The following is an 18,955-nucleotide window of genomic DNA, read 5'->3' on the forward strand; positions in this document are numbered from 1 at the left end:
TCGGGAAAGACAATACCAATAATCGAATTGTTGTATTTCATCTTTGCAAATAGTCCATTAAAAAAGACATAATCTCGCAAATTATAGCGACTTTTGTGATTGAAACTCATTGCATCAATTACAATACAATGGCAAAAATTACCGTTCAAAATACAGATATTAGCATTGTCAAGTACAATGAAGAAGACTACATCAGCCTTACAGACATGGCAAAAAGTCAATTGCAAGAGCATATTATCTTCCGTTGGCTTAGTCTTAAAAGCACTATCGAATATCTTGGCGAATGGGAAATGTTGTATAACCCCGATTTTAATTGTACCGAATTCGGTACAATTAAAAATGCAGCAGGAAGCAACAATTTCGTGCTTTCTGTAAAAACGTGGATAGAAAGGACCAATGCAATCGGCATTCGTTCTAAGGCTGGTCGCTACGGTGGCACATATGCACATCGGGATATAGCATATCATTTTGGCATGTGGATTTCTCCTAAATTTCAATTACTTCTTGTTAAAGAGTATCAACGACTAAAAGCAGAAGAACACCAGCAACTCGGTTGGTCGGCCAAACGTGAATTATCTAAAATCAACTACCGCATACATACTGATGCCATAAAGCAAAACCTTATCCCGCAGAAAGTTACACCGGTACAAGCAAATATTATTTATGCAAACGAAGCTGACGTACTGAATGTGGCGATGTTTGGTATGACAGCAAAACAATGGAGGGAAGCCAACCCCGAACTGACGGGCAATATTCGTGATTATGCTACTATCAATGAACTTATCTGCTTGTCGAATATGGAGAATCTCAATGCTGTATTCATCGAACAAGGTATGCCACAGAGCAAACGTCTTGTTAGACTAAACCAAATAGCCATTCATCAGATGAGCATATTGGAAAGTGGTAATAATTACAGCCGTAAGTTATTGAAATAAAGAATCATGAAAGGCGATAAGAATTACGATTATACAGATGAATTCAGCGATATAATTCATACTGAAAGATTTATAAGTGCGGTAGAGCTGTCTGAACTGTTCTTTTCTGCCCCCAAATGGATAACCCTTTTGATGAAGTTCCGTAATGTCGTGATGAGACCTTTCGGATTGAAAAAAGAAAGAAAGTTATCGGATTTGGTGCATATCGAATCCGAGAATATGGCGACGGTATGCAAAAATGATAAACATCTTGATTTGGAAATTGTGTTTATGACCGAGAGCATGGAACGTGATAATCAACGCATATCTGTCAGCACAAAAGTCAGATTCCATAATAATTTAGGGAAATGTTATTTTGCCATAATCAAACCGTTTCATATTTTAATTTGCACGACACTCTTACAACGAGCAAAAAACAATATTGAAAAATCTCTTTACAGATAAGTTGCTTTTAACGAGATAAAACAGTCATAGCTTCATGCCCTTGCTTTTCCTTTGCGTCATGGGTGGGTATCTTCACTTCACCAAAAAAGCGGGGGAAGCGCAGCCGTTCAAAGCTACGTTTCCTCCGCCATCACACACATAACACAGTATATATAGAAAACACCTCACGGTGCAAATGGTTCACGGGACCGGTTCGGACGGAGTCAATTTGTAGGTTAATTTATCCAAATCTACCTGCATGAGATAATAACCCTGCGGAGTATATGAGATATTTTCCCCATCGAGTTTCAATCGTCCGGGACCTCCATCGCCATACTGGTCGCCCTGCGCCCAATCGGGCAGAGTGGTTATTTTAAATTCTACCGCAGCATCGGGATTTCCAGCGACCACAAAATCGACATATCCCTCATACCGATTATTCATTCGATAGGATTGCAGCACGGGTGCTGCCGCAATATCCCAGTTTTGATAATTACCGGGGACATACAGTTTGGGATACACGATAGGTTCGTCATAGGCCGTCACCGTAATGTCGCGAGGAGAAGAAGCGACGGTATGGTCGGCTGTCAACTTGGCTACTACCCTGACGAACAAATCACAAGGCTCTCCCGGTTGACCGTCCAGAATAAGAGTCGCCATATTCAATCGGGCGACAGTCACTGATACATAATCGGCATTCGATTCGGCTAATTGTATAGGATCGGGAAAATCTTTCCGGTTATCTATCTCCAATGTGTAAACGGGAGCAGCGGGGAAACCATAGTCTCCCGACGACCATGAGAATGTCTCGGCTATAAACCCCGACGAGGCTTCGTTCAAAACCAAAGCCGGTTGTGCAAGAGGCGCCAGTTCGGGTGTAGCCTGCAAGTCATATTTGGGAGTATCCACATCGTTACAGGCGACAAGTGCCGACAAGCCTATCCAAACGGATAATTTAATAAAAGAAGATTTCATAATTCTGTCGTTTTTACCGTTAGTAGCCATAGTTTTGTTGTATGCCGGGGTTGGCAGCGATTTCCTTTGCCGGAATAGGATATAGATTATATTTGGTATCCAGCGATTTACCGGCATATACGCCTCCTTTCCACGGCCACAAATAATTACCGGAGGTGAATTTTTCGAACCGAATCAAATCGGTACGACGATGCCCTTCCCAATAAAGCTCTCTCATACGTTCCTGCAAAATTTCGTCGAGTGTGATATCGTCTACCGAATCGTATTGCGGCATGCCTGCCCTATCCCTCAAATAGTTCATGTAGGTTCTTCCCGTTTCCCGATCGGCAGCTCCCCGATATGCGCATTCGGCATACATCAGATAGACATCGGCCAGCCGGAACAAAGGGAAATCGGTATCGGGATAAGATTCGGCACGGCCTGCTGCATTGTCCCAATCGGTAGAGAGCAGATTGGTAAACTTCACGACCGAATAACCGTCCTGATAGGTAGAAAGGTTGGTATTGTTAATACTCGCTCCTTCGCTGAAAAAGGCATAACGCTCGTCTTGCGGAGAGAATGAGAGTACCAGCGTAGAGGTAGAACGGGGGCCGGCCCAAGCATCGTTTACCCCATAATTTCTCGCCGAGATTTTACCTCCATACGAGCCTACGGTGAGATACATCGTACCCCCGTACGAACGAATCGAATCGCTATCGAAAGGAACAGTCATAAGTATTTCGCTTTCATTGCCGCCCCTCGCATAACGGTCGTTATCGCCGCCGAACAAGTATTTATACGTTTCGGCCAATCCATGATTCGTCCCGGTATTGTGCCGAGCGATTATTTTTTCACACTCGGCGGCACACAATCCGTATTGCGGCGTACCGGTATAAACCGCAGCATTGAGATAGAGTTTCGCCCGAATCATATTGACGGCATCGCGTCCTACCCTCCCATACTGAGGTTGTAAAGGAATAGACTCTTCTACGGCATTCAACTCGTCCAATATAAATTGATATATCTCGGCTCTCGACTTCTGCTTGGGAGCCTCCATGATTTTATTCTCCTCAGTCACAAAAGAGACCGCACCGAACAGATCGATAGCATGCCAATAGGAAAGAGCCCGCAACACCCGAGCCTCGGCCCGATAGGTCTGTATCTGAGCAGCGACATCTTCGGGGACATCATTGGCAGCCAGCGCTGTCGGGGTCGTATTGCGTAAAAAGTCGTTACATAAAGCTATCTGAAAAAACACGCGGCTATACATGACATATACAAAACCGTTGGCTGCCGACCATGTGGACATACTCAGTTCGGGTAGTCCAGCATCGTTCCAACCTAACACGGCTTCGTCGGTAGGCAGTTCCTGCAAATTCCAATAGGCCCGCAGGTATTGCGCCTGTCCCTCGTCGAACCCTTGTATATCGGGATTACCGGCAGGGCCCTCTTGCCCCGACACGGCCAAACCGGCATATACTTTGGCTAACAACTGCGTGTAATATTGCGGATTGTCCTTAAAGTCGGACAACTGTATCACGTTATCGTCGATAGGTTTCAAATCGAGATCGCCCAAACAGGAAGACAAAGTCATCGAAAGAGCGACGCTCCCGCCTATAAAACATTTATATATAAAAGACTTCATATTTTTGTATTTTTAGAGGTTAATAGGTCAAAACGACACCCAACGTATAGGTCGTGGGCCGAGGATAAACATTATTGTCTATACCCGAAAAAACTTCCGGGTCGAGCCCCTTGTATTTGGTAATGACAAAAGGATTTTGTACCGCACCGTAAACTCTCAGCCGCAACGCATCGTCCAACAGGTGTTTCCAAGTATATCCCAGCGAAATGTTGTCGCAACGCAGAAATCCGGCATTCTTCAAATAATAATCGCTCATGTATTGCTGGGTTTCGAATTTCGCCCCACGCCGCATGATATTGCTCAGGAAACCTGCGCTGTTGTACATCGCGCTATATATCGAATTTTGAGATAATACGTTGTCATAAACATAATTGCCCAAGTTGGCCCGCAAAGAGATTCCGAAATCGAAATTTTTCCAATTCATGGTCGAGTTGATACCGATAACGACTTTCGGGTCACGGCTGTGGTGAATATATTTGTCCGATTCGTCTATGACCCCGTCGCCGTTACGGTCGGCATACAATCCCTCGATGGGATTACCATCGGCATCATATACTTGTTCATACAATAAATAACTGTATGCCGGATACCCTACTTTATGAGCCTGTACGGTATTGCCCGTACCTCCGCCTATACCTCCTACCGGAATGTAATAATCGGCACTCTCGCTTTTATTCAGTTTGGTTATTTTATTGGAGTTCCAAGCGACGTTCATACCCAAATCCCAAGTAAAATCTTTATTATCGATAACTTTTGCTTGAATATTGAATTCGATACCCTCGTTGCGCAAACGTCCCACATTGGTGTATATCTCGTTCGTAAGGTTGGACCCTGCCGGAACAGGAATACGACTAATCAAATCGTTCGTCTCGCGATAATAGTAATCCAACGATCCCGTAATGCGATTATTCAAAAATCCGAAATCGATACCGGCATTCCACGTCGTAGTCTCCTCCCATTTAATATTGGGGTCATAGCCGTTAGGACGTATCGTATAATAATATTGGTCGCCGAACGGATAGGATGCCGTAGGATAACCGATCGTAAACAACGGCATATACGGGAAATAACTGTCGCTAATGTCCTGCTGTCCCGTAATACCATAGCCCAACCTCAACTTCAATTCGCTCATAAACGAAGTCGCCCGTTCCATAAAAGGCTCGTTGATAATTTTCCACCCCAACGCAACGGCCGGGAATGCGCCCCAACGGTTATCTTTCGAAAAGCGAGATGTCGCATCGCCACGTAATGTGACTGTAAACAGATAGGTGTCCTTATAGGTATAATTCACACGCCCAAAGAAGGAAATCAACTGTAAATGGTCGGTATAGGACGAGACGAACCATTGTTCCTTATCGGGCATCAATGTAGTGCGGGTTCCTCCATCTTTATAAAAACGTTGCCACGAATATCCAGCCATAGCGTCGAGCCTACTATGTATCGACTCGAAATCCTGTTTATAATTGAGATAGAAGTCGAGCAACAAATTCCGTTTGAGTTGCCTCAACCGTTCGTCTTGTCCCAGCCCTGTTTTTTTATTCTCCTTGTAAGTAAGAGGGGAGTCGGGAGTCATGAGATTATGTTGAATACTATGAGAGACATCGTATCCTAAATTCAAGTTGGCATGTAACGCCGGCAAAAAAGGCATTACATAATCGAGCTGCAAGTTACCCACGCTGCGATAGACATCGGCTTTCATGGACCGTTCGTCGATAAGCGATACCGGATTTACGGGTGCGATACCTATAAATTCGTCGGTTCCGGGTTTCAACCATGTAAAATATCCGTTACCGATGGGCAGGTTATCGACCCGTACCGATTGCGACGGGTCGAAGGATACCGCGCCACCGATAGCACCTTCGTCGGCAAAACGGTTGTGCATATAAAAGCCCTTCACATTGGCCGTCACACTCAACGTATTGTCGAAAAATTTGGGATTCAACGTTATCGAAGCCGTCACCCTATCCATAGCAGAGGTTTTCAAAATACCATTCTGATTGGTATAGCTCACCGCAACCCGATACGGCAGAATTTTATACGTTCCACCTACACTCAGATTATAATCGCTACTGACCGACGTCCGCAAAATTTCGTCCTGCCAATTCGTATTGGCCGTCCCCAATAAATTATAAGCCGGGCTCCCTTCTCCGTAATAATCGGTTATCACCTGACGGAATTGGTCTCCGTCGAGTACCCCCACTTTATTACGAGGTGTATTCACATACATATTGGCCGTAAAATTGATTTGCGGTTTTCCCGACTGTCCCCGTTTCGTCGTAATAATGATAACTCCGTTCGATGCCCTCGACCCATAAATGGCCGTTGCCGAAGCATCTTTCAATATCGTGAACGACTCGATATTATCGGGAGAAATCATGGATAGCGAATTGGACATTCCGGTCACTCCTGAATTATCGACAGGAACACCGTCGATAACGATCAAAGGGTCGTTCGTCGCATTGAGCGATGAACCTCCACGAATACGGATATCGGCGCCACCCTCGGGTTTACCGCCGTTGAGAGTGACTACTACACCCGGTGTCTTCCCGACCAACAAATCTTGTGCAGAAGTCGCTAAACCTGCATTTATCTCATCGGGTTTCACCAAAGTAACCGACCCTGTGGCATCGCTCTTGCGGACAGTTCCATAACCTATCGCCACGACTTCTTGCAAAGCCACAGCGTTTTCCTGCAAAACGATCGTTATCTGCGAACGATTGTTTACCGGAACCTCCTGCGTATTGTATCCCAAATAGGAAACTACGAGAGTAGCATCGGGAACCACATCGAGACGGAACCGCCCATCGAGATCGGTCGCTACGCCCGCAGACGATCCCCGAACAATGACATTCGCCCCGATAACCGGCTCTCCCGAACTATCGACTACCGTCCCTTGCACGGCCATACGTTGCGCCGATAGCGACCACGACAGGCAACATAATCCTAACAGCAACCCTGACCGGATTTTCATGTGTAGTTTTTCACAAACTTTTCTCATATCAGATACTTTTGATGGTTGAACTCATAGACGATTGACCCCGATTGCTCCAAAAGAGCGAAGCTCTCCCCACAAGCGTTTGTACCGTCTGTATCTCATAGAACAACACCTTTGCTGTTTTGTTTGCCCGCTAAGATTATTTCCCTTAAAAAACGAAGAACGCCCGGGGTAATTCCCGAGCGTTCTTCGTTTCCATACGATCGACTGCTTAACTTTTCCTAACAAGAATATAACAATAGTCTTTATTCAATATGAGAGAATTGTTACCATAAGCCGTCTCAAAACGAGCAATGATCCCGTTGTTACGACCGTTAGACTCATACAAATCGAACGCCGCTTGCGCATCGGCCAAGTCTTGTACCTTATCGCCGAAAGCATCGGTCACATACAATTCTTTCAACGTGCCTAACTTATAATCGGCATAGTTTTGCAAGAGGTCTTTCCAACGAGCGATGGTTTGTTCGTTCTCAGGAATATAAGCCGAAATTTCCAAAACGGTTTCCAATGTTTTGTCGGAATCGAAATTAACCGTATAGTTATTACCCTTCAAATCGATCGCACTATCGAAATAGAGATACGCCATCGCCGTCCCGAAAAGGATCTTATTGCTAATCGCATAAAACTCTTGCAGAGTTTCATCGATATTCGCACCCACATATTTACCTAATGTACTAAAATCGAGAGGTAAATAATTGCGGCATATTTCTACACGGAATTTATCTTTATCCATGATAGGACAACAATACACTTTTTTCTGTATGCCGAATACGGGATATATCAACGTATTGGCTTCCAGAGTCAACAACGGAATCGTCTCTTCTGTGGTTTGCTTGATACCCCCCACGCCCGTAGCGTAATCTTTAAATTTCGTACCGAGGAAAGTCCCTAATTTATAATCCCGGAAAGAAGATATCATACTTTCCCACACTTCAATCCCTTTGTTTTCGGAACTTCCGGTCAAAACCATTTCTATGGTAGCAATCATCGTTCCATCGAGTTTAAACGTCGCTTTGTATCGATTGCCTTTTTGATCCTGCACATACAGGATATTATTTTCCTCATCTTTCGAAGCATTTCCCACAGCGGCCCATATCTCGCTCACATCTTTGTCAACGTAAGCAGACAAATCGGAATAGGTCGTTTCAAAATAAGTTTTAGTATCCCCCTCAGGAGTTCCTCCTCCCGTACCGTCTCCGGGTTCTTCTCCTTTTTTATTATCCTCGCTACATGACAACAAAACAAGAGATGACATAAATATACAGAAAAACCAAGCAAATTTCTTTCTCATACTTCTTAAAACTTTAATAATTACTACTATTTTCCTTTTTCTCTTTCCATTATTACATTTTTTTCTTTACTTTGCCTGCACAAAAATATAATATTATAATCAAATTCATTTAAACAAAGCGGATTATGAAGAAATTTTATCTTATTTTAAGTTGCTGTGTCCTATTTTCTCTAACGGCACATAGTGAAAATTTCTCAGGAGACGACTTTAACGGAGCTTGGGAAAGCGACGGAGGCAACCAGAAAGTACAACCCGTAGGTTGGCATGCATTGTCTTGCAACGCAAGCGGAGTTTTCGGTTCAATGAAAGGAGGAACCGTTACCAAAGGAGGAGACGAATCCGATGCCTCACCTATTATAGAAAATACTTTTGCGGGAACCAAAGGTGGCTGGATGACCACAGGTTACGTCATTCCGGGAATACTCTCATTAGGAACTCCGTGGATATATGTAAACACCAATTATTTCACAGCCGCAACAGGGGATTTGGGTGTAGACGGAGGTGTAGAATTTACGGGACGTCCCAGTAAAATCACCTTCAAAGCCCAATACTACAATGCTCCTACAAGCGACATAGACGATGCTGCCCATATCAAAGTCTATCTATGGAAGGGCTCGGCCGAGTCGACCGATAAAAACGGAGCCAACCATACCGACGAAATGAGCGCCGTTCTCGCCGGGAATGCGGGTGCGGCCTTGATAGGGTCGGGAGAATTGACCATCGATAACGATATAGATGCTTTCGAGACCAAAGAAATCTCTATCGATTATACATCACAAGAGATTCCCGAAAAAATGAACATCGTGTTCTGTGCATCCAACTACCTCAGTAAAAAACCGGAAAAACCGCTCGAAGTTGCCGAAGGAAACTATCTGCAAATCGATGACGTTGCTGTCGTGTACAATTCTACCGGAATTGAAAATACCCAAAACGAAGAGTTGGAACTGACGGTTACCAGACAAGGTTTTTCGATAAACGACACCTCCGTTCAACCTGTCACTATTCACGAAACAGACGGTCGATTGATAAATCAAGGGCTTGTAAATAACGGTCGATATGACTTCCCGTTCACCCCGGGTAAAATTTATATCGTAAAAGTAGGGAACGCTGCTTTCAAAGTTTGTGCCCTATAAATAAAGTTTTATGAATCGAATCTATATTTACGTCATGCTGTTCAGTGGAATCTTATTCCTCAACAGCATGACGTGTTTTGCAGCCAACGAAAAACTATCGGCCTCATCGCGCCAAACGCTCGATCAATTAATTCGATCTGGCAATCGATTGGAAAAATTATCCAGACAGGATAAAGATCTGCGACTTCTCGTTCAATGCGACGAGCATACGACCGAAAACGATTTACTGGAATGTTTTGTTTTATCGTATGTGGCATTGGGAAACGGATTCTATACGATATGTATTTCACCGTCGGAATTGTCTCGTTTTTTAGACTCTGACTTCGTAAAAAGAGCCGAGCTTCCTCGAAAAGCATCCTTATCCTTAGATGAAGCACGTACAGAAACGAACGTAGTACTGGTACAAAACGGGGAGTCTCTTTCATCACCTTATACCGGAAAGAATGTCGTATTGGGGTTCGTAGACTCTGGATTCGACGTAACTCACCCGGCCTTCCGCTCGTCTGACAACGAGACCCTCCGAATCGCAAGATTCTGGAATCAAATCGATAACAAACTACTGTCGGATAAAGAAAATATTCTTGCCGAAGGGACTGACAACGAAGAGCAAACACACGGAACCCATGTAGCCGGAATAGCCGGTGGCAGTTATTTCGGGACAATAGCGACCTCGGAGTCCACGACACTCGACAAGAATCCCTATTACGGAGTAGCTTATGATGCCGACTTTGTAATGGTAGGATCGACATTGGAAGATACCGATATTCTGAATGGTATTAAATATGTATTCAACTATGCCGACTCGATAGACAAACCGGCCGTAGTCAACATTAGCCTAAATACTTCTTACGGGCCGCACGACGGGACTTCGCTTTTCGATCAAGCCATCGATGCCATGCTGGGAAAAGGAAAAATTCTGGTCGGTTCCATCGGAAACGATGCCAAAAATAAAACTCATGCTTCGATGGAACTCAACAATGCAGAGACTCCTGTACTGACTTTTTTCAAACCATCGGGATACGCCGCCAACACATTCGAAGTTTGGGGTGAATCGGACGGGTTTACCGTTACCGTTTCGCTAACCGACTCGCAAGGCGAAACCGTATGGAGTTGTACCTCGAACGGTACGGACCAATCGTTTTCCGTCCCTGCCGACTTCAACTATTCGGAAGGCGGAGAAATCGCCTACTATACCGAATTGTGGAACAACACGAGGCGCATGTATAGAGTCGCCTTGAATAATCTCAATCTAAAAGGTTACGACATACAAATAGGAGTAACGGGCGAAACCCAACACATCGATCTCTGGACCGACAAAAACAGCGGACAGTTCACCGACAACGGGAAAAGCACACATGTCAATTTCGATGCCGACCGTACATTAGGGGAATTGGGAGGAACAGGAAAGAGAACCATTTCTGTCGGAAACTATACAACCCGAAACGTATGGACAAATTTTTCGGGAAAGAAACAGTCCATGTTGATCGATTACCCGTTGAATAAAATCAATTACACTTCGAGCCGAGGTCCGGCTTCGGACGGCCGAGTAAAGCCCGACGTGACGGCTCCGGGAGGAATGATTTTCAGCGCCGTATCTTCTTACTCCGATTACTATAAGGAGAGTAGCGCCAACACTGTCGCCCGGGCAACGATAAACGGGAAAAGCTATTATTGGGGACAAATGACGGGAACATCGCAAGCCTCGCCCTTTGTCGCCGGAGTCATTGCCACATGGTTAGAAGCAAATCCAGAACTATCTCCCGAAGATATACAACTGATTTTGAAAAAGACCGCCCGCCAAGATTCCCATACAGGAGCATGTCCCAACTCCATTTACGGATACGGGAAAATAGACGCTCTCGCCGGAATCAAAGAGGTGCTTTCACCGAGCGCCATCGACAACTTGTCGACAGACAAACTATACAAACTTTATCGAGACGGAATTTTATTCACATCGCAAGCGGGTAAAATAAACCTCATATTATCGACCCCGGACGGAATCATAAGATACTCCGATAAAACAGATGTCGAGCCCGGAACCCGAATCGAATGGAGAGAACTCGGATTGAATACCGGATTGTATATCCTTCATATAAACGGTTTTTCGGAAAAGATATTTGTACCATAAATAAAAAGAAAGGGAGAAGATCAAAAAAACTTCTCCCTTTCTTCATTATCCCGTACATTACATTATTACTCATGATGATGTTTCCCGCCATGCCATTTCATCATGGCTCTCGGGAATTTCATTTGGGCATTTTTGAATTTAAATAATTTTTCATTCGACAGAAAGGTTTTGAACTTGTCGTAATATTCCCGATCTATCTTTGCCAACTTCTCGTCCTTTTCCAGTAAAACTTCGGCCGCTTTTTCATACTCGACATCTGAAACAGCCGTTTCCGAACGTACTATTTTCCGAGCAAAGGTTCGAGCCTCCCTGTCTACCGTCCATTTTTTCCCTTCCATCTCTTCATACAAGGGAAAGAACTGTTTCGCCTCTTGTTCGGAAAGCCCGATCTGTTTCATCATAAAATCCCGACGGAATTTACAGAACCGGTCAAACTGTTCTTTTCGCTGTTGCTTCGCCTTGTCGTTATTCTTATTCTGTGCCGAAACCGAAACGGGCAATGCCCATAATAAAACGGCCGATAATAATAAAATTATTTTCTTCATAACTACTTCTCCTTTAATAATCGCTATCGGTATAGAGCATTTCATAAGCCGTGTAATCATCGACATAATAAGCGATCCACTCGTCTTCTATCGTACTTCCATCTGTCGCCGAAGCCGTCATTTCCATATCAGGAGTTTCTCCTTTTTCCACCGAGAATATTCCCGTAAACATTTTCATCATAAGCCATATACCGGCAAACATGGCTGCCATATAAATCCACGGTCTTATCCGAAGCCATAACGAAGGTTGCACGAGTTCGGAAAATTCCCTTTCCGGCAAACTTTCCGTCATCTTTTCGGTGAAATCGGCAAAATAATTACCGGGCACTTTCATACCGTGCTTCCTACCGATTTCATCTAACAGGGGAGTTTTCTTTTCCATAGCTTCACCTTTTGTTTGTTAGACACGAAAATAATGAAAAGGTTTAAACATGATCTTGCAGATATTCCTCTATTTTTTTCGCCGCATGGTGATACGATGCTTTCAATGCACCCACCGACGTTCCCAGAATTTCGGACATATCTTCGTATTTCATTTCGTCGAAATAACGCATATTAAAAACGAGGCGTTGTTTCTCCGGGAGTTGCAAAACCGCTTCTTGCAAAAGCCTTTGTGCACGATCTCCGTCGAAATATTCGTCGCTCTCTACATGAGAGAGCAGGAAATCATCGGTATCGTCGGCCGTAAGATTCCGTCGTTCCCGTTCCCGTGCCAGAAAAGTCAATGCCTCATTCACTGCAATACGATAAAGCCAAGTCGACAATTTGGCATCCCCTCTGAAATACTCGATACTTCCCCATGCTTTTAAGAATGTATTTTGCAATAAATCATTGGCATCGTCGTGCGAAAGTACCATTTTTCGAATCTGCCAATATAACGGCTCACTATACCGGGCCACGACCCGTGCGAATGCCTGCCGCACAGTCGCCGGATTCTGTAACTGCTCGATAACAATATCTTCGTTATAATCTTGCATATTCTCTCTTTTCAGGAGGTAAAGATACGTAGAGCCAACGGTTTATTCCTAACATATTTCATTCTTTTTTGTTATTTTTATTATTCGGTGAACTTCATAATGTTTTAATACATTACCTTTGTTTCCGAAAAACCACGAAGGAAACGGCCAATTCCCCGACAAGAGGATAGTGCGGTTTTCCTTTACGGTTTTATACAATCTCGAAAACATGGAAATAAATTCTATACTCTTGGCATTTCTCCTCACGATGATAGCCGGCCTATCGACCGGAGTGGGAAGCCTCATTGCATTTTTCGCCAAACGAACCAATACGAAATTTCTTTCTGCGGCATTGGGGTTCTCGGCCGGAGTAATGATATATATATCGTTCATGGAATTAATGCCCGAGGCATTGGGTATGCTCAGCGAGAGTTTCAGCCCGCGCATGTCTAATATCTACATGCTGATCGCATTTTTCTCGGGAACATCGTTTATCGCATTGATAGACTTCTTGATTCCCGAAGACGAGAATCCTCATGAAGTCCACCGCGTGGAAGAACTATCGGGACAACAACGATTGCACCGTACCGGAATACTGATGGCACTGGCTATCAGTATCCATAATTTCCCGGAAGGACTCGCTACATTCGCATCGGCACTGGGCAATATCGACATAGCTATTCCCATCGTCATAGCCATTGCCATTCACAACATACCGGAAGGTATCGCTGTCTCCGTACCCATCTATCAAGCGACGGGCAGCCACAAGAAAGCATTTTGGTATTCTCTGCTTTCCGGTATGGCCGAACCGGTAGGCGCACTCATCGGATTCCTGTTTCTGTTACCTTTTTGGACTCCCACGATTCACGCGCTTCTATTGGCATTCGTATCGGGTATTATGGTGTTCATTTCATTCGATGAGCTGCTGCCGGGAGCCGAAAAATACGGTCATCATCACTACGGCATAGGAGGCGTCATCACCGGCATGGCAGTCATGGCAGCCAGCCTCCTGTTTTTCATCTAACACCCGGATAATATCCCGTCCTCGAAAAATCACTACTATTGATGATTGTAAAGAAAATTTTTCTCTTGTTACTTTGTGCAAAAATTCAAAGAGAGACTCGCTCTTTCAACAGGTAAACAAATCTTATGAAAAATTTTCTGCTCGCGTTCATCTTGGGAACTTTACCATTTCTTGCAACCGGTAAACCGATACCGGCGATTACCGATTCTTTGGGAAACCGCATATATAACCTGAATGCCATTACTATCATCAGTAACCCCAAATGGGATTCGAAACTGTTCGAGTTCCCCGGTTCCATCTCTTATCTCAACACGGGCAATCTCGACGAAATGAATATCCGTTCGGTCAAGGATATTTCTACCGTCGTTCCCAATCTGTTTATTCCCGATTATGGCTCCAAACTCATTTCCTCGGCCTACATACGGGGTATAGGTTCCCGAATCAACTCTCCCGCCGTAGGCCTCTACGTCAACAACGTTCCCTATCTGGATAAAAGCGCTTTCGATTTCGACTTCATCGATATTGCAAGTATCGAAGTCTTGAAAGGGCCGCAAGGGACTCTCTACGGAAGGAATACTATGGCGGGACTCGTGAACATAAAGACTCTCTCGCCTTTGGAAAAACAGGGCTCGAAAATAAAATTGAGTTTCGGGAATTACAACTTATGGGGAGTCGCCGCTACTACCAGCCAAAAACTTACCGACGATTTCGCATTCTCGATAAATGCCCGCTACCGACAGGACGACGGCTACTTCAAAAACGAATATACCCGACAAAATAGCGGAAGTACCCGGTCGGGCGGTGGAAGAGTACAATTAGACTGGCGGGTAAACAGGCATTGGAAGTTGAGTTTCAGCGGTGACTACGAGGGTAGCGACCAACAGGGATACCCATACGCCGGTTATGACAAAACCCTGAAAAAGACCGGCAGCATCAGTTACAACGACGAAGCCTCGTATCGTCGCGACATATTCACGTCGGGCCTGTCGGTTCAATATCTCCACGACCGATTCATCTTCACATCGACGACGGGTTATCAATTCCTCGACGACGATATGCATTTGGACCAAGACTTTACTCCCCGCTCCATATTTACATTACAACAAAAACAAAAAATGCATGCGGTTTCACAGGAATTTGCCGTCAAATCGCACAAAGGCAAACGTTGGGAGTGGGTAGGAGGCTTATTCGGGTTTTATCAACAAACCCATACGGACGGCCCGGTAGATTTCAGACAAGACGGGATAGATTTGCTCATCACCAAACAGACCAACAACCAACTGGCAGCTCTCAAACAGGACCCTGCATTAGCGGGAATGCCCGATATTACGATAGATATAGATAATCGAAACCTGTATATCGACGGCATTTACAAAACACCGGCCTACGGTGCTGCCGCCTTCGGACAAGCTACGCTCAATCGTATTTTTATCGACGGTTTATCGGCCACCGTAGGCTTACGAATAGACTACGAACATACTCGCATTTACCATCACACCCATGCGACCGAAGCTCTCACAGGGCGTGCCAACGTCACGATCAATATGGGTAATCGCCCCCCGATGTCGATTCAACAGCCTTTTATCCTGCCCCTCGGCATCGATGGAAAGGAGTCGATGAACACGATAGAACTGTCTCCCAAATTCGAAGTGAAATACGCTATCGGCAATAAAAGTTTTGTCTACGCCTCGGCAACCCGCGGTTACCGGTCGGGAGGATACAATTTCCAGATGTTCTCCAACTTGATACAATCCCAAATCCGGTCCAGCATGATGAGCGAACTGATGAAGAACATGGGAGGCGGGGGAAACGGAGGTCGTCCCGCACCGAGTCGCAGTGCTGCCGGAATGCCTGCCTTCGAAAACACGACCGACGTGAACCAAGCCATCTCGTATAAACCCGAACATAGCTGGAATTACGAAATAGGCGGCCGTTCCCAGTTAATCGACCACCGGCTGTTTGCCGATTTATCTTTATTCTACATCGATTGCCACGATCAGCAAATAGCCGCCGTAAGCGGATATGGCCGTGTCACCAAAAATTCGGGACGCACCACCAGTTACGGATTGGAGGCTTCGCTGCGAGCCACCCCGACCAACCGGCTGTTACTCTCGGCAACCTACGGTTACACCCATGCTACCTTCCAAGAATACAACGACGGGAAAAACGACTACAAAAACAATTTCGTCCCTTTTGCACCGGCTCATACGCTCGCCCTATCGGGCGCTTACACCCTGCCCTTAGACAAAGAGACCGACTTGACTTTCGACCTACAATACCTCGGCCGAGGAAAAATATACTGGACCGAAGCCAACGATGCCGCTCAAAACTTTTATGGGCTGGTAAATGCATCGATTATCCTTTCGGGGAAATACGCCGATTTGAAACTATGGGGAAAAAATCTGCTGAATCAACATTATCAGGCGTTCTACTTCGAGACCATGAATGCCGAGAACTTGTCTATGCCCAACAGCTTCGTACAGTGCGGCCGCCCGATTACATTCGGCGCAGATATCACCATTAAGTTTTAATTCTCCTTGCCCCCTCCGCAGAACTTTGTTCCGCGGGTCTCCCTCATACCGCTAACGCAACACCCCGTAAGGCTACGGAACACGGCAAGGGAGAAGATTGGATAGTTCCGGCTTGCTACATAAAAAATAAAGCAAAAAAGCATCTCCCTCCTCCTCTGTGTTTTGCGACAGCAAAATATAGGGGAGGTGGCCGCAGGCCGGAGGGGTTGGTCTTACAAAAAACTCCTATTCTATCTTTCTCACCCCCTCTCCGTCGAAAACTATTGTTTCTTCTGCTTTCCCCCCCCTATCGCTATGCGACACAAGGGGGAGAAGCGTAAAATCTATCCTTACATCACAAAAGAGAATGTTTCTTTAACCCCCTCTCACCCATACCCTGTGGCATTGCAGGGCATTCTCACACATTCCTCCCCAGCCGTGTCCCGTAATATCGCAGGGTATTGTGGCAATCGATATAAAAATAATCCTTACTATTCACATACAGAAATGGCTGTTTCCTCTTGAAACAGCCATTTTCCCATATTTTATCTTTCTATTCGGCAAAAGTCAAGCCTTGCAATTTATCCCATTCTCCACGGGTAAAATCGGGTATCTGTACAGGAACGGAGCCGTTGCGAACGGAGTAGTCGGTCAACTCGACCAGACACGACCATTCGGCTGCGTCGTAAACGTCCATATCGAGAGGCAAACCGTTTTTCAAGCAATGAATCAGACGATAATCCATAATGAAATCCATACCTCCGTGTCCGCCCACTTTGCGAGCTTTCTCGCCGATCTCTTTGCAGAAGGGGTGTTCATACACTTTCAGCAGAGAGTCGAGAGTTTGCTGGCTGACAAACTCATGCGCATTGGGTTCCAAAGCGATCCCCGTAAGCGGATATTTCTGAGCGAAACCTTTCGTACCGCTTACCATGTGAATGCGGTTATAGGGACGAGGACTGGTAACGTCGTGTTGTATCATGATGGTTTTCCCTTTGGCGGTACGAATAAGAGTCGTGTTCATATCACCCATATCGATACGTGCCGTATCCTCGCCGGTAATACCATGTTCGGCTGCATAAAGATGCATACCCTTTTGCGCATTAGACATGGAAACCAACGTAGCCATGCGGTCGCCCCGGTGAATGTTCAATATCTGGGCGACAGGACCTAATCCATGAGTAGGATAAGGATTACCGGCCTCCTCTTTCTGGGCTTTTAACCGCCACATGTTTTTATAACCGGTCGCCGTAGTGTCGTAATTATAAGAACGCAAGTCGTGGATATAAGCCCCCTCGGCATGCATCACATCTCCGAACAAGCCTTGTTGTGCCATATTGAGCGTTGCCATTTCGAAGAAATCGTAACAACAATTTTCCAACATCATGCAATGGCGGCGAGTCTGTTCGGCCGTATTTACCAAATCCCAGCACTCGGCTACGGTCATTGCCGCCGGTACTTCCACGGCGACATGTTTTCCCTGTTTCATGGCATAGACAGCCATCGGAGCATGAGAGTGCCAATCGGTGCAAATGTAGACCAAATCTATGTCGTCCCTTCCGCACATCTCTTTCCAAACGTCCTCACCCACATAAATATCGGCGGCAGGAAGTTTGTGCGAAGTAAGTATTTCATTCGCTTTGTTTACATTCACCGAATCCAAATCGCATAAAGCGACAACTTTGGCATCGGGCAGATAGACATACCGTTCAATAGCTCCTCTACCCCTCGCTCCTAATCCAATAAAACCGACTCTCACCGTATCCAAAGGTTCGCAAGCCAACTTCAAAACACTTTCCTGTCCGGCAGGCCTCGCAGGTTCTTCAAACGGATTACGTGGTGTCGTAGTACAAGCACTACACAACAAAAGCGCAGACAGCGCATAAAACATTTTCTTCTTCATGGTTATATTTTTCAGCATAAATAATAAATTTCCATCTCACCTCAAACTCCCAACAGGCCGAAAATAAAAAGATTTATACCCAGCCCTATGGTGTCAAAAAGGTCTTTTCCGCCTTGTTTAGAGGCCAAATCAAAGATAGCGCAAGAGAACACAAGCAAACGAATCTGTTCCTATCCAAAAGCATTCTATCTCTGCATTTTACGCAAATATAGGGAAAGGTGAGCGCAAAGGCAATCAAGAAATCTAATTTCCGATTTGACTATGCCGAACCGCATCCTATATTCTTTTCTACAAATATAAGGAAAGGCAACCACTCAAAAAAAGAACTTGCTCATTTTTTCGCTAAGCCATATCTCATATTCGACAGAGCCAAAGATACATAAAGAAAAACTCATTATGAAAAACGACAACATTTTTTATCTATCGAAAGGCTTCGAAAGAGAAAAATCTCTTAGATATCTATAAGGTTTTAAATCTTTATCAAACTTAAAAAGTCCCCCCGAAAAAACCAAC

General features: G+C 45.0%; 14 protein-coding genes. 6 read left to right on the plus strand and 8 right to left on the minus strand.

The annotated features are described in order from the left end of the window. The first annotated feature begins 128 nt into the window (after positions 1-128). On the plus strand, positions 129-935 hold the full coding sequence (locus tag NBH06_RS03125; protein ID WP_155012038.1) for a KilA-N domain-containing protein: 807 nt from the start codon (positions 129-131) through the stop codon (positions 933-935). Positions 936-941: 6 nt separating this feature from the next. Then, complete coding sequence (locus tag NBH06_RS03130; RefSeq protein ID WP_046411813.1) at positions 942-1,379, plus strand: DUF2867 domain-containing protein; 438 nt, start codon at positions 942-944, stop codon at positions 1,377-1,379. Positions 1,380-1,559: 180 nt separating this feature from the next. On the opposite strand, the gene NBH06_RS03135 is transcribed toward NBH06_RS03130, so the two are convergent. The 4 genes from NBH06_RS03135 to NBH06_RS03150 all read right to left on the minus strand — a co-directional run bounded on the left by NBH06_RS03135 (position 1,560) and on the right by NBH06_RS03150 (position 8,243). Then, entirely contained in the window at positions 1,560-2,333 is a 774-nt protein-coding gene (locus NBH06_RS03135; RefSeq protein WP_155012037.1) for a SusE domain-containing protein, read from the minus strand. 19 nt (positions 2,334-2,352) lie between these two features. After that, on the minus strand, positions 2,353-3,957 hold the full coding sequence (locus NBH06_RS03140) for a RagB/SusD family nutrient uptake outer membrane protein (RefSeq protein ID WP_008861322.1): 1,605 nt from the start codon (positions 3,955-3,957) through the stop codon (positions 2,353-2,355). A gap of 19 nt (positions 3,958-3,976) precedes the next feature. Then, entirely contained in the window at positions 3,977-6,955 is a 2,979-nt protein-coding gene (locus tag NBH06_RS03145) for a SusC/RagA family TonB-linked outer membrane protein (RefSeq protein ID WP_040295873.1), read from the minus strand. 208 nt (positions 6,956-7,163) lie between these two features. Beyond that, complete coding sequence (locus NBH06_RS03150) at positions 7,164-8,243, minus strand: hypothetical protein (protein WP_250792753.1); 1,080 nt, start codon at positions 8,241-8,243, stop codon at positions 7,164-7,166. 125 nt (positions 8,244-8,368) lie between these two features. Here NBH06_RS03150 and NBH06_RS03155 point away from each other — a divergent pair, with 125 nt between their 5' ends. Next, positions 8,369-9,376 (plus strand): hypothetical protein, encoded by a 1,008-nt coding sequence (locus NBH06_RS03155; RefSeq protein WP_250792754.1) that lies wholly within the window; start codon positions 8,369-8,371, stop codon positions 9,374-9,376. Between the two features lie 10 nt (positions 9,377-9,386). Further along, a complete protein-coding gene (locus NBH06_RS03160) occupies positions 9,387-11,504 on the plus strand; it encodes a S8 family serine peptidase (RefSeq protein WP_250792755.1) in 2,118 nt (705 codons plus the stop codon). A 65-nt stretch (positions 11,505-11,569) separates the two neighbouring features. Here NBH06_RS03160 and NBH06_RS03165 read toward each other — a convergent pair whose 3' ends face one another. The 3 genes from NBH06_RS03165 to NBH06_RS03175 are packed head-to-tail and all read right to left on the minus strand — an operon-like array spanning position 11,570 to position 13,026. Continuing rightward, positions 11,570-12,049, minus strand: a complete 480-nt coding sequence (locus NBH06_RS03165; RefSeq protein ID WP_008861327.1) for a hypothetical protein — start codon at positions 12,047-12,049, stop codon at positions 11,570-11,572. 13 nt (positions 12,050-12,062) lie between these two features. Continuing rightward, a complete protein-coding gene (locus NBH06_RS03170) occupies positions 12,063-12,431 on the minus strand; it encodes a hypothetical protein (protein WP_250792757.1) in 369 nt (122 codons plus the stop codon). 43 nt (positions 12,432-12,474) lie between these two features. Further along, positions 12,475-13,026, minus strand: coding sequence for an RNA polymerase sigma factor (locus tag NBH06_RS03175; protein WP_008861329.1), 552 nt, complete (start codon positions 13,024-13,026; stop codon positions 12,475-12,477). A 208-nt stretch (positions 13,027-13,234) separates the two neighbouring features. On the opposite strand from NBH06_RS03175, the gene zupT reads away from it, so the two are divergent. Continuing rightward, positions 13,235-14,029 (plus strand): zinc transporter ZupT, encoded by a 795-nt coding sequence (gene zupT, locus NBH06_RS03180; RefSeq protein WP_195242085.1) that lies wholly within the window; start codon positions 13,235-13,237, stop codon positions 14,027-14,029. A gap of 125 nt (positions 14,030-14,154) precedes the next feature. Beyond that, the gene (locus tag NBH06_RS03185; protein ID WP_195330199.1) at positions 14,155-16,560 is read left to right on the plus strand and encodes a TonB-dependent receptor; all 2,406 of its coding nucleotides are present in this window, start codon (positions 14,155-14,157) and stop codon (positions 16,558-16,560) included. 532 nt (positions 16,561-17,092) lie between these two features. Here NBH06_RS03185 and NBH06_RS03190 read toward each other — a convergent pair. Then, positions 17,093-18,442 (minus strand): Gfo/Idh/MocA family protein, encoded by a 1,350-nt coding sequence (locus NBH06_RS03190; protein ID WP_008861332.1) that lies wholly within the window; start codon positions 18,440-18,442, stop codon positions 17,093-17,095. Between the last annotated feature and the right edge of the window lie 513 nt (positions 18,443-18,955).

It is taken from the genome of Barnesiella sp. B2-R-119 (assembly GCF_023656675.1).
GTDB lineage: Bacteria > Bacteroidota > Bacteroidia > Bacteroidales > Barnesiellaceae > Barnesiella > Barnesiella intestinihominis.

What these genes read in the sequence shown, in the direction of transcription:
- NBH06_RS03155 (WP_250792754.1), top strand. Translation starts at nt 8,369, where the DNA reads ATGAAGAAATTTTATCTTATTTTAAGTTGCTGTGTCCTATTTTCTCTA.
- NBH06_RS03150 (WP_250792753.1), bottom strand. Translation starts at nt 8,243, where the DNA reads ATGAGAAAGAAATTTGCTTGGTTTTTCTGTATATTTATGTCATCTCTT.
- NBH06_RS03170 (WP_250792757.1), bottom strand. Translation starts at nt 12,431, where the DNA reads ATGGAAAAGAAAACTCCCCTGTTAGATGAAATCGGTAGGAAGCACGGT.
- NBH06_RS03140 (WP_008861322.1), bottom strand. Translation starts at nt 3,957, where the DNA reads ATGAAGTCTTTTATATATAAATGTTTTATAGGCGGGAGCGTCGCTCTT.
- NBH06_RS03145 (WP_040295873.1), bottom strand. Translation starts at nt 6,955, where the DNA reads ATGAGAAAAGTTTGTGAAAAACTACACATGAAAATCCGGTCAGGGTTG.
- NBH06_RS03165 (WP_008861327.1), bottom strand. Translation starts at nt 12,049, where the DNA reads ATGAAGAAAATAATTTTATTATTATCGGCCGTTTTATTATGGGCATTG.
- NBH06_RS03160 (WP_250792755.1), top strand. Translation starts at nt 9,387, where the DNA reads ATGAATCGAATCTATATTTACGTCATGCTGTTCAGTGGAATCTTATTC.
- NBH06_RS03125 (WP_155012038.1), top strand. Translation starts at nt 129, where the DNA reads ATGGCAAAAATTACCGTTCAAAATACAGATATTAGCATTGTCAAGTAC.
- NBH06_RS03130 (WP_046411813.1), top strand. Translation starts at nt 942, where the DNA reads ATGAAAGGCGATAAGAATTACGATTATACAGATGAATTCAGCGATATA.
- NBH06_RS03190 (WP_008861332.1), bottom strand. Translation starts at nt 18,442, where the DNA reads ATGAAGAAGAAAATGTTTTATGCGCTGTCTGCGCTTTTGTTGTGTAGT.
- NBH06_RS03185 (WP_195330199.1), top strand. Translation starts at nt 14,155, where the DNA reads ATGAAAAATTTTCTGCTCGCGTTCATCTTGGGAACTTTACCATTTCTT.
- NBH06_RS03135 (WP_155012037.1), bottom strand. Translation starts at nt 2,333, where the DNA reads ATGAAATCTTCTTTTATTAAATTATCCGTTTGGATAGGCTTGTCGGCA.
- NBH06_RS03175 (WP_008861329.1), bottom strand. Translation starts at nt 13,026, where the DNA reads ATGCAAGATTATAACGAAGATATTGTTATCGAGCAGTTACAGAATCCG.
- zupT (WP_195242085.1), top strand. Translation starts at nt 13,235, where the DNA reads ATGGAAATAAATTCTATACTCTTGGCATTTCTCCTCACGATGATAGCC.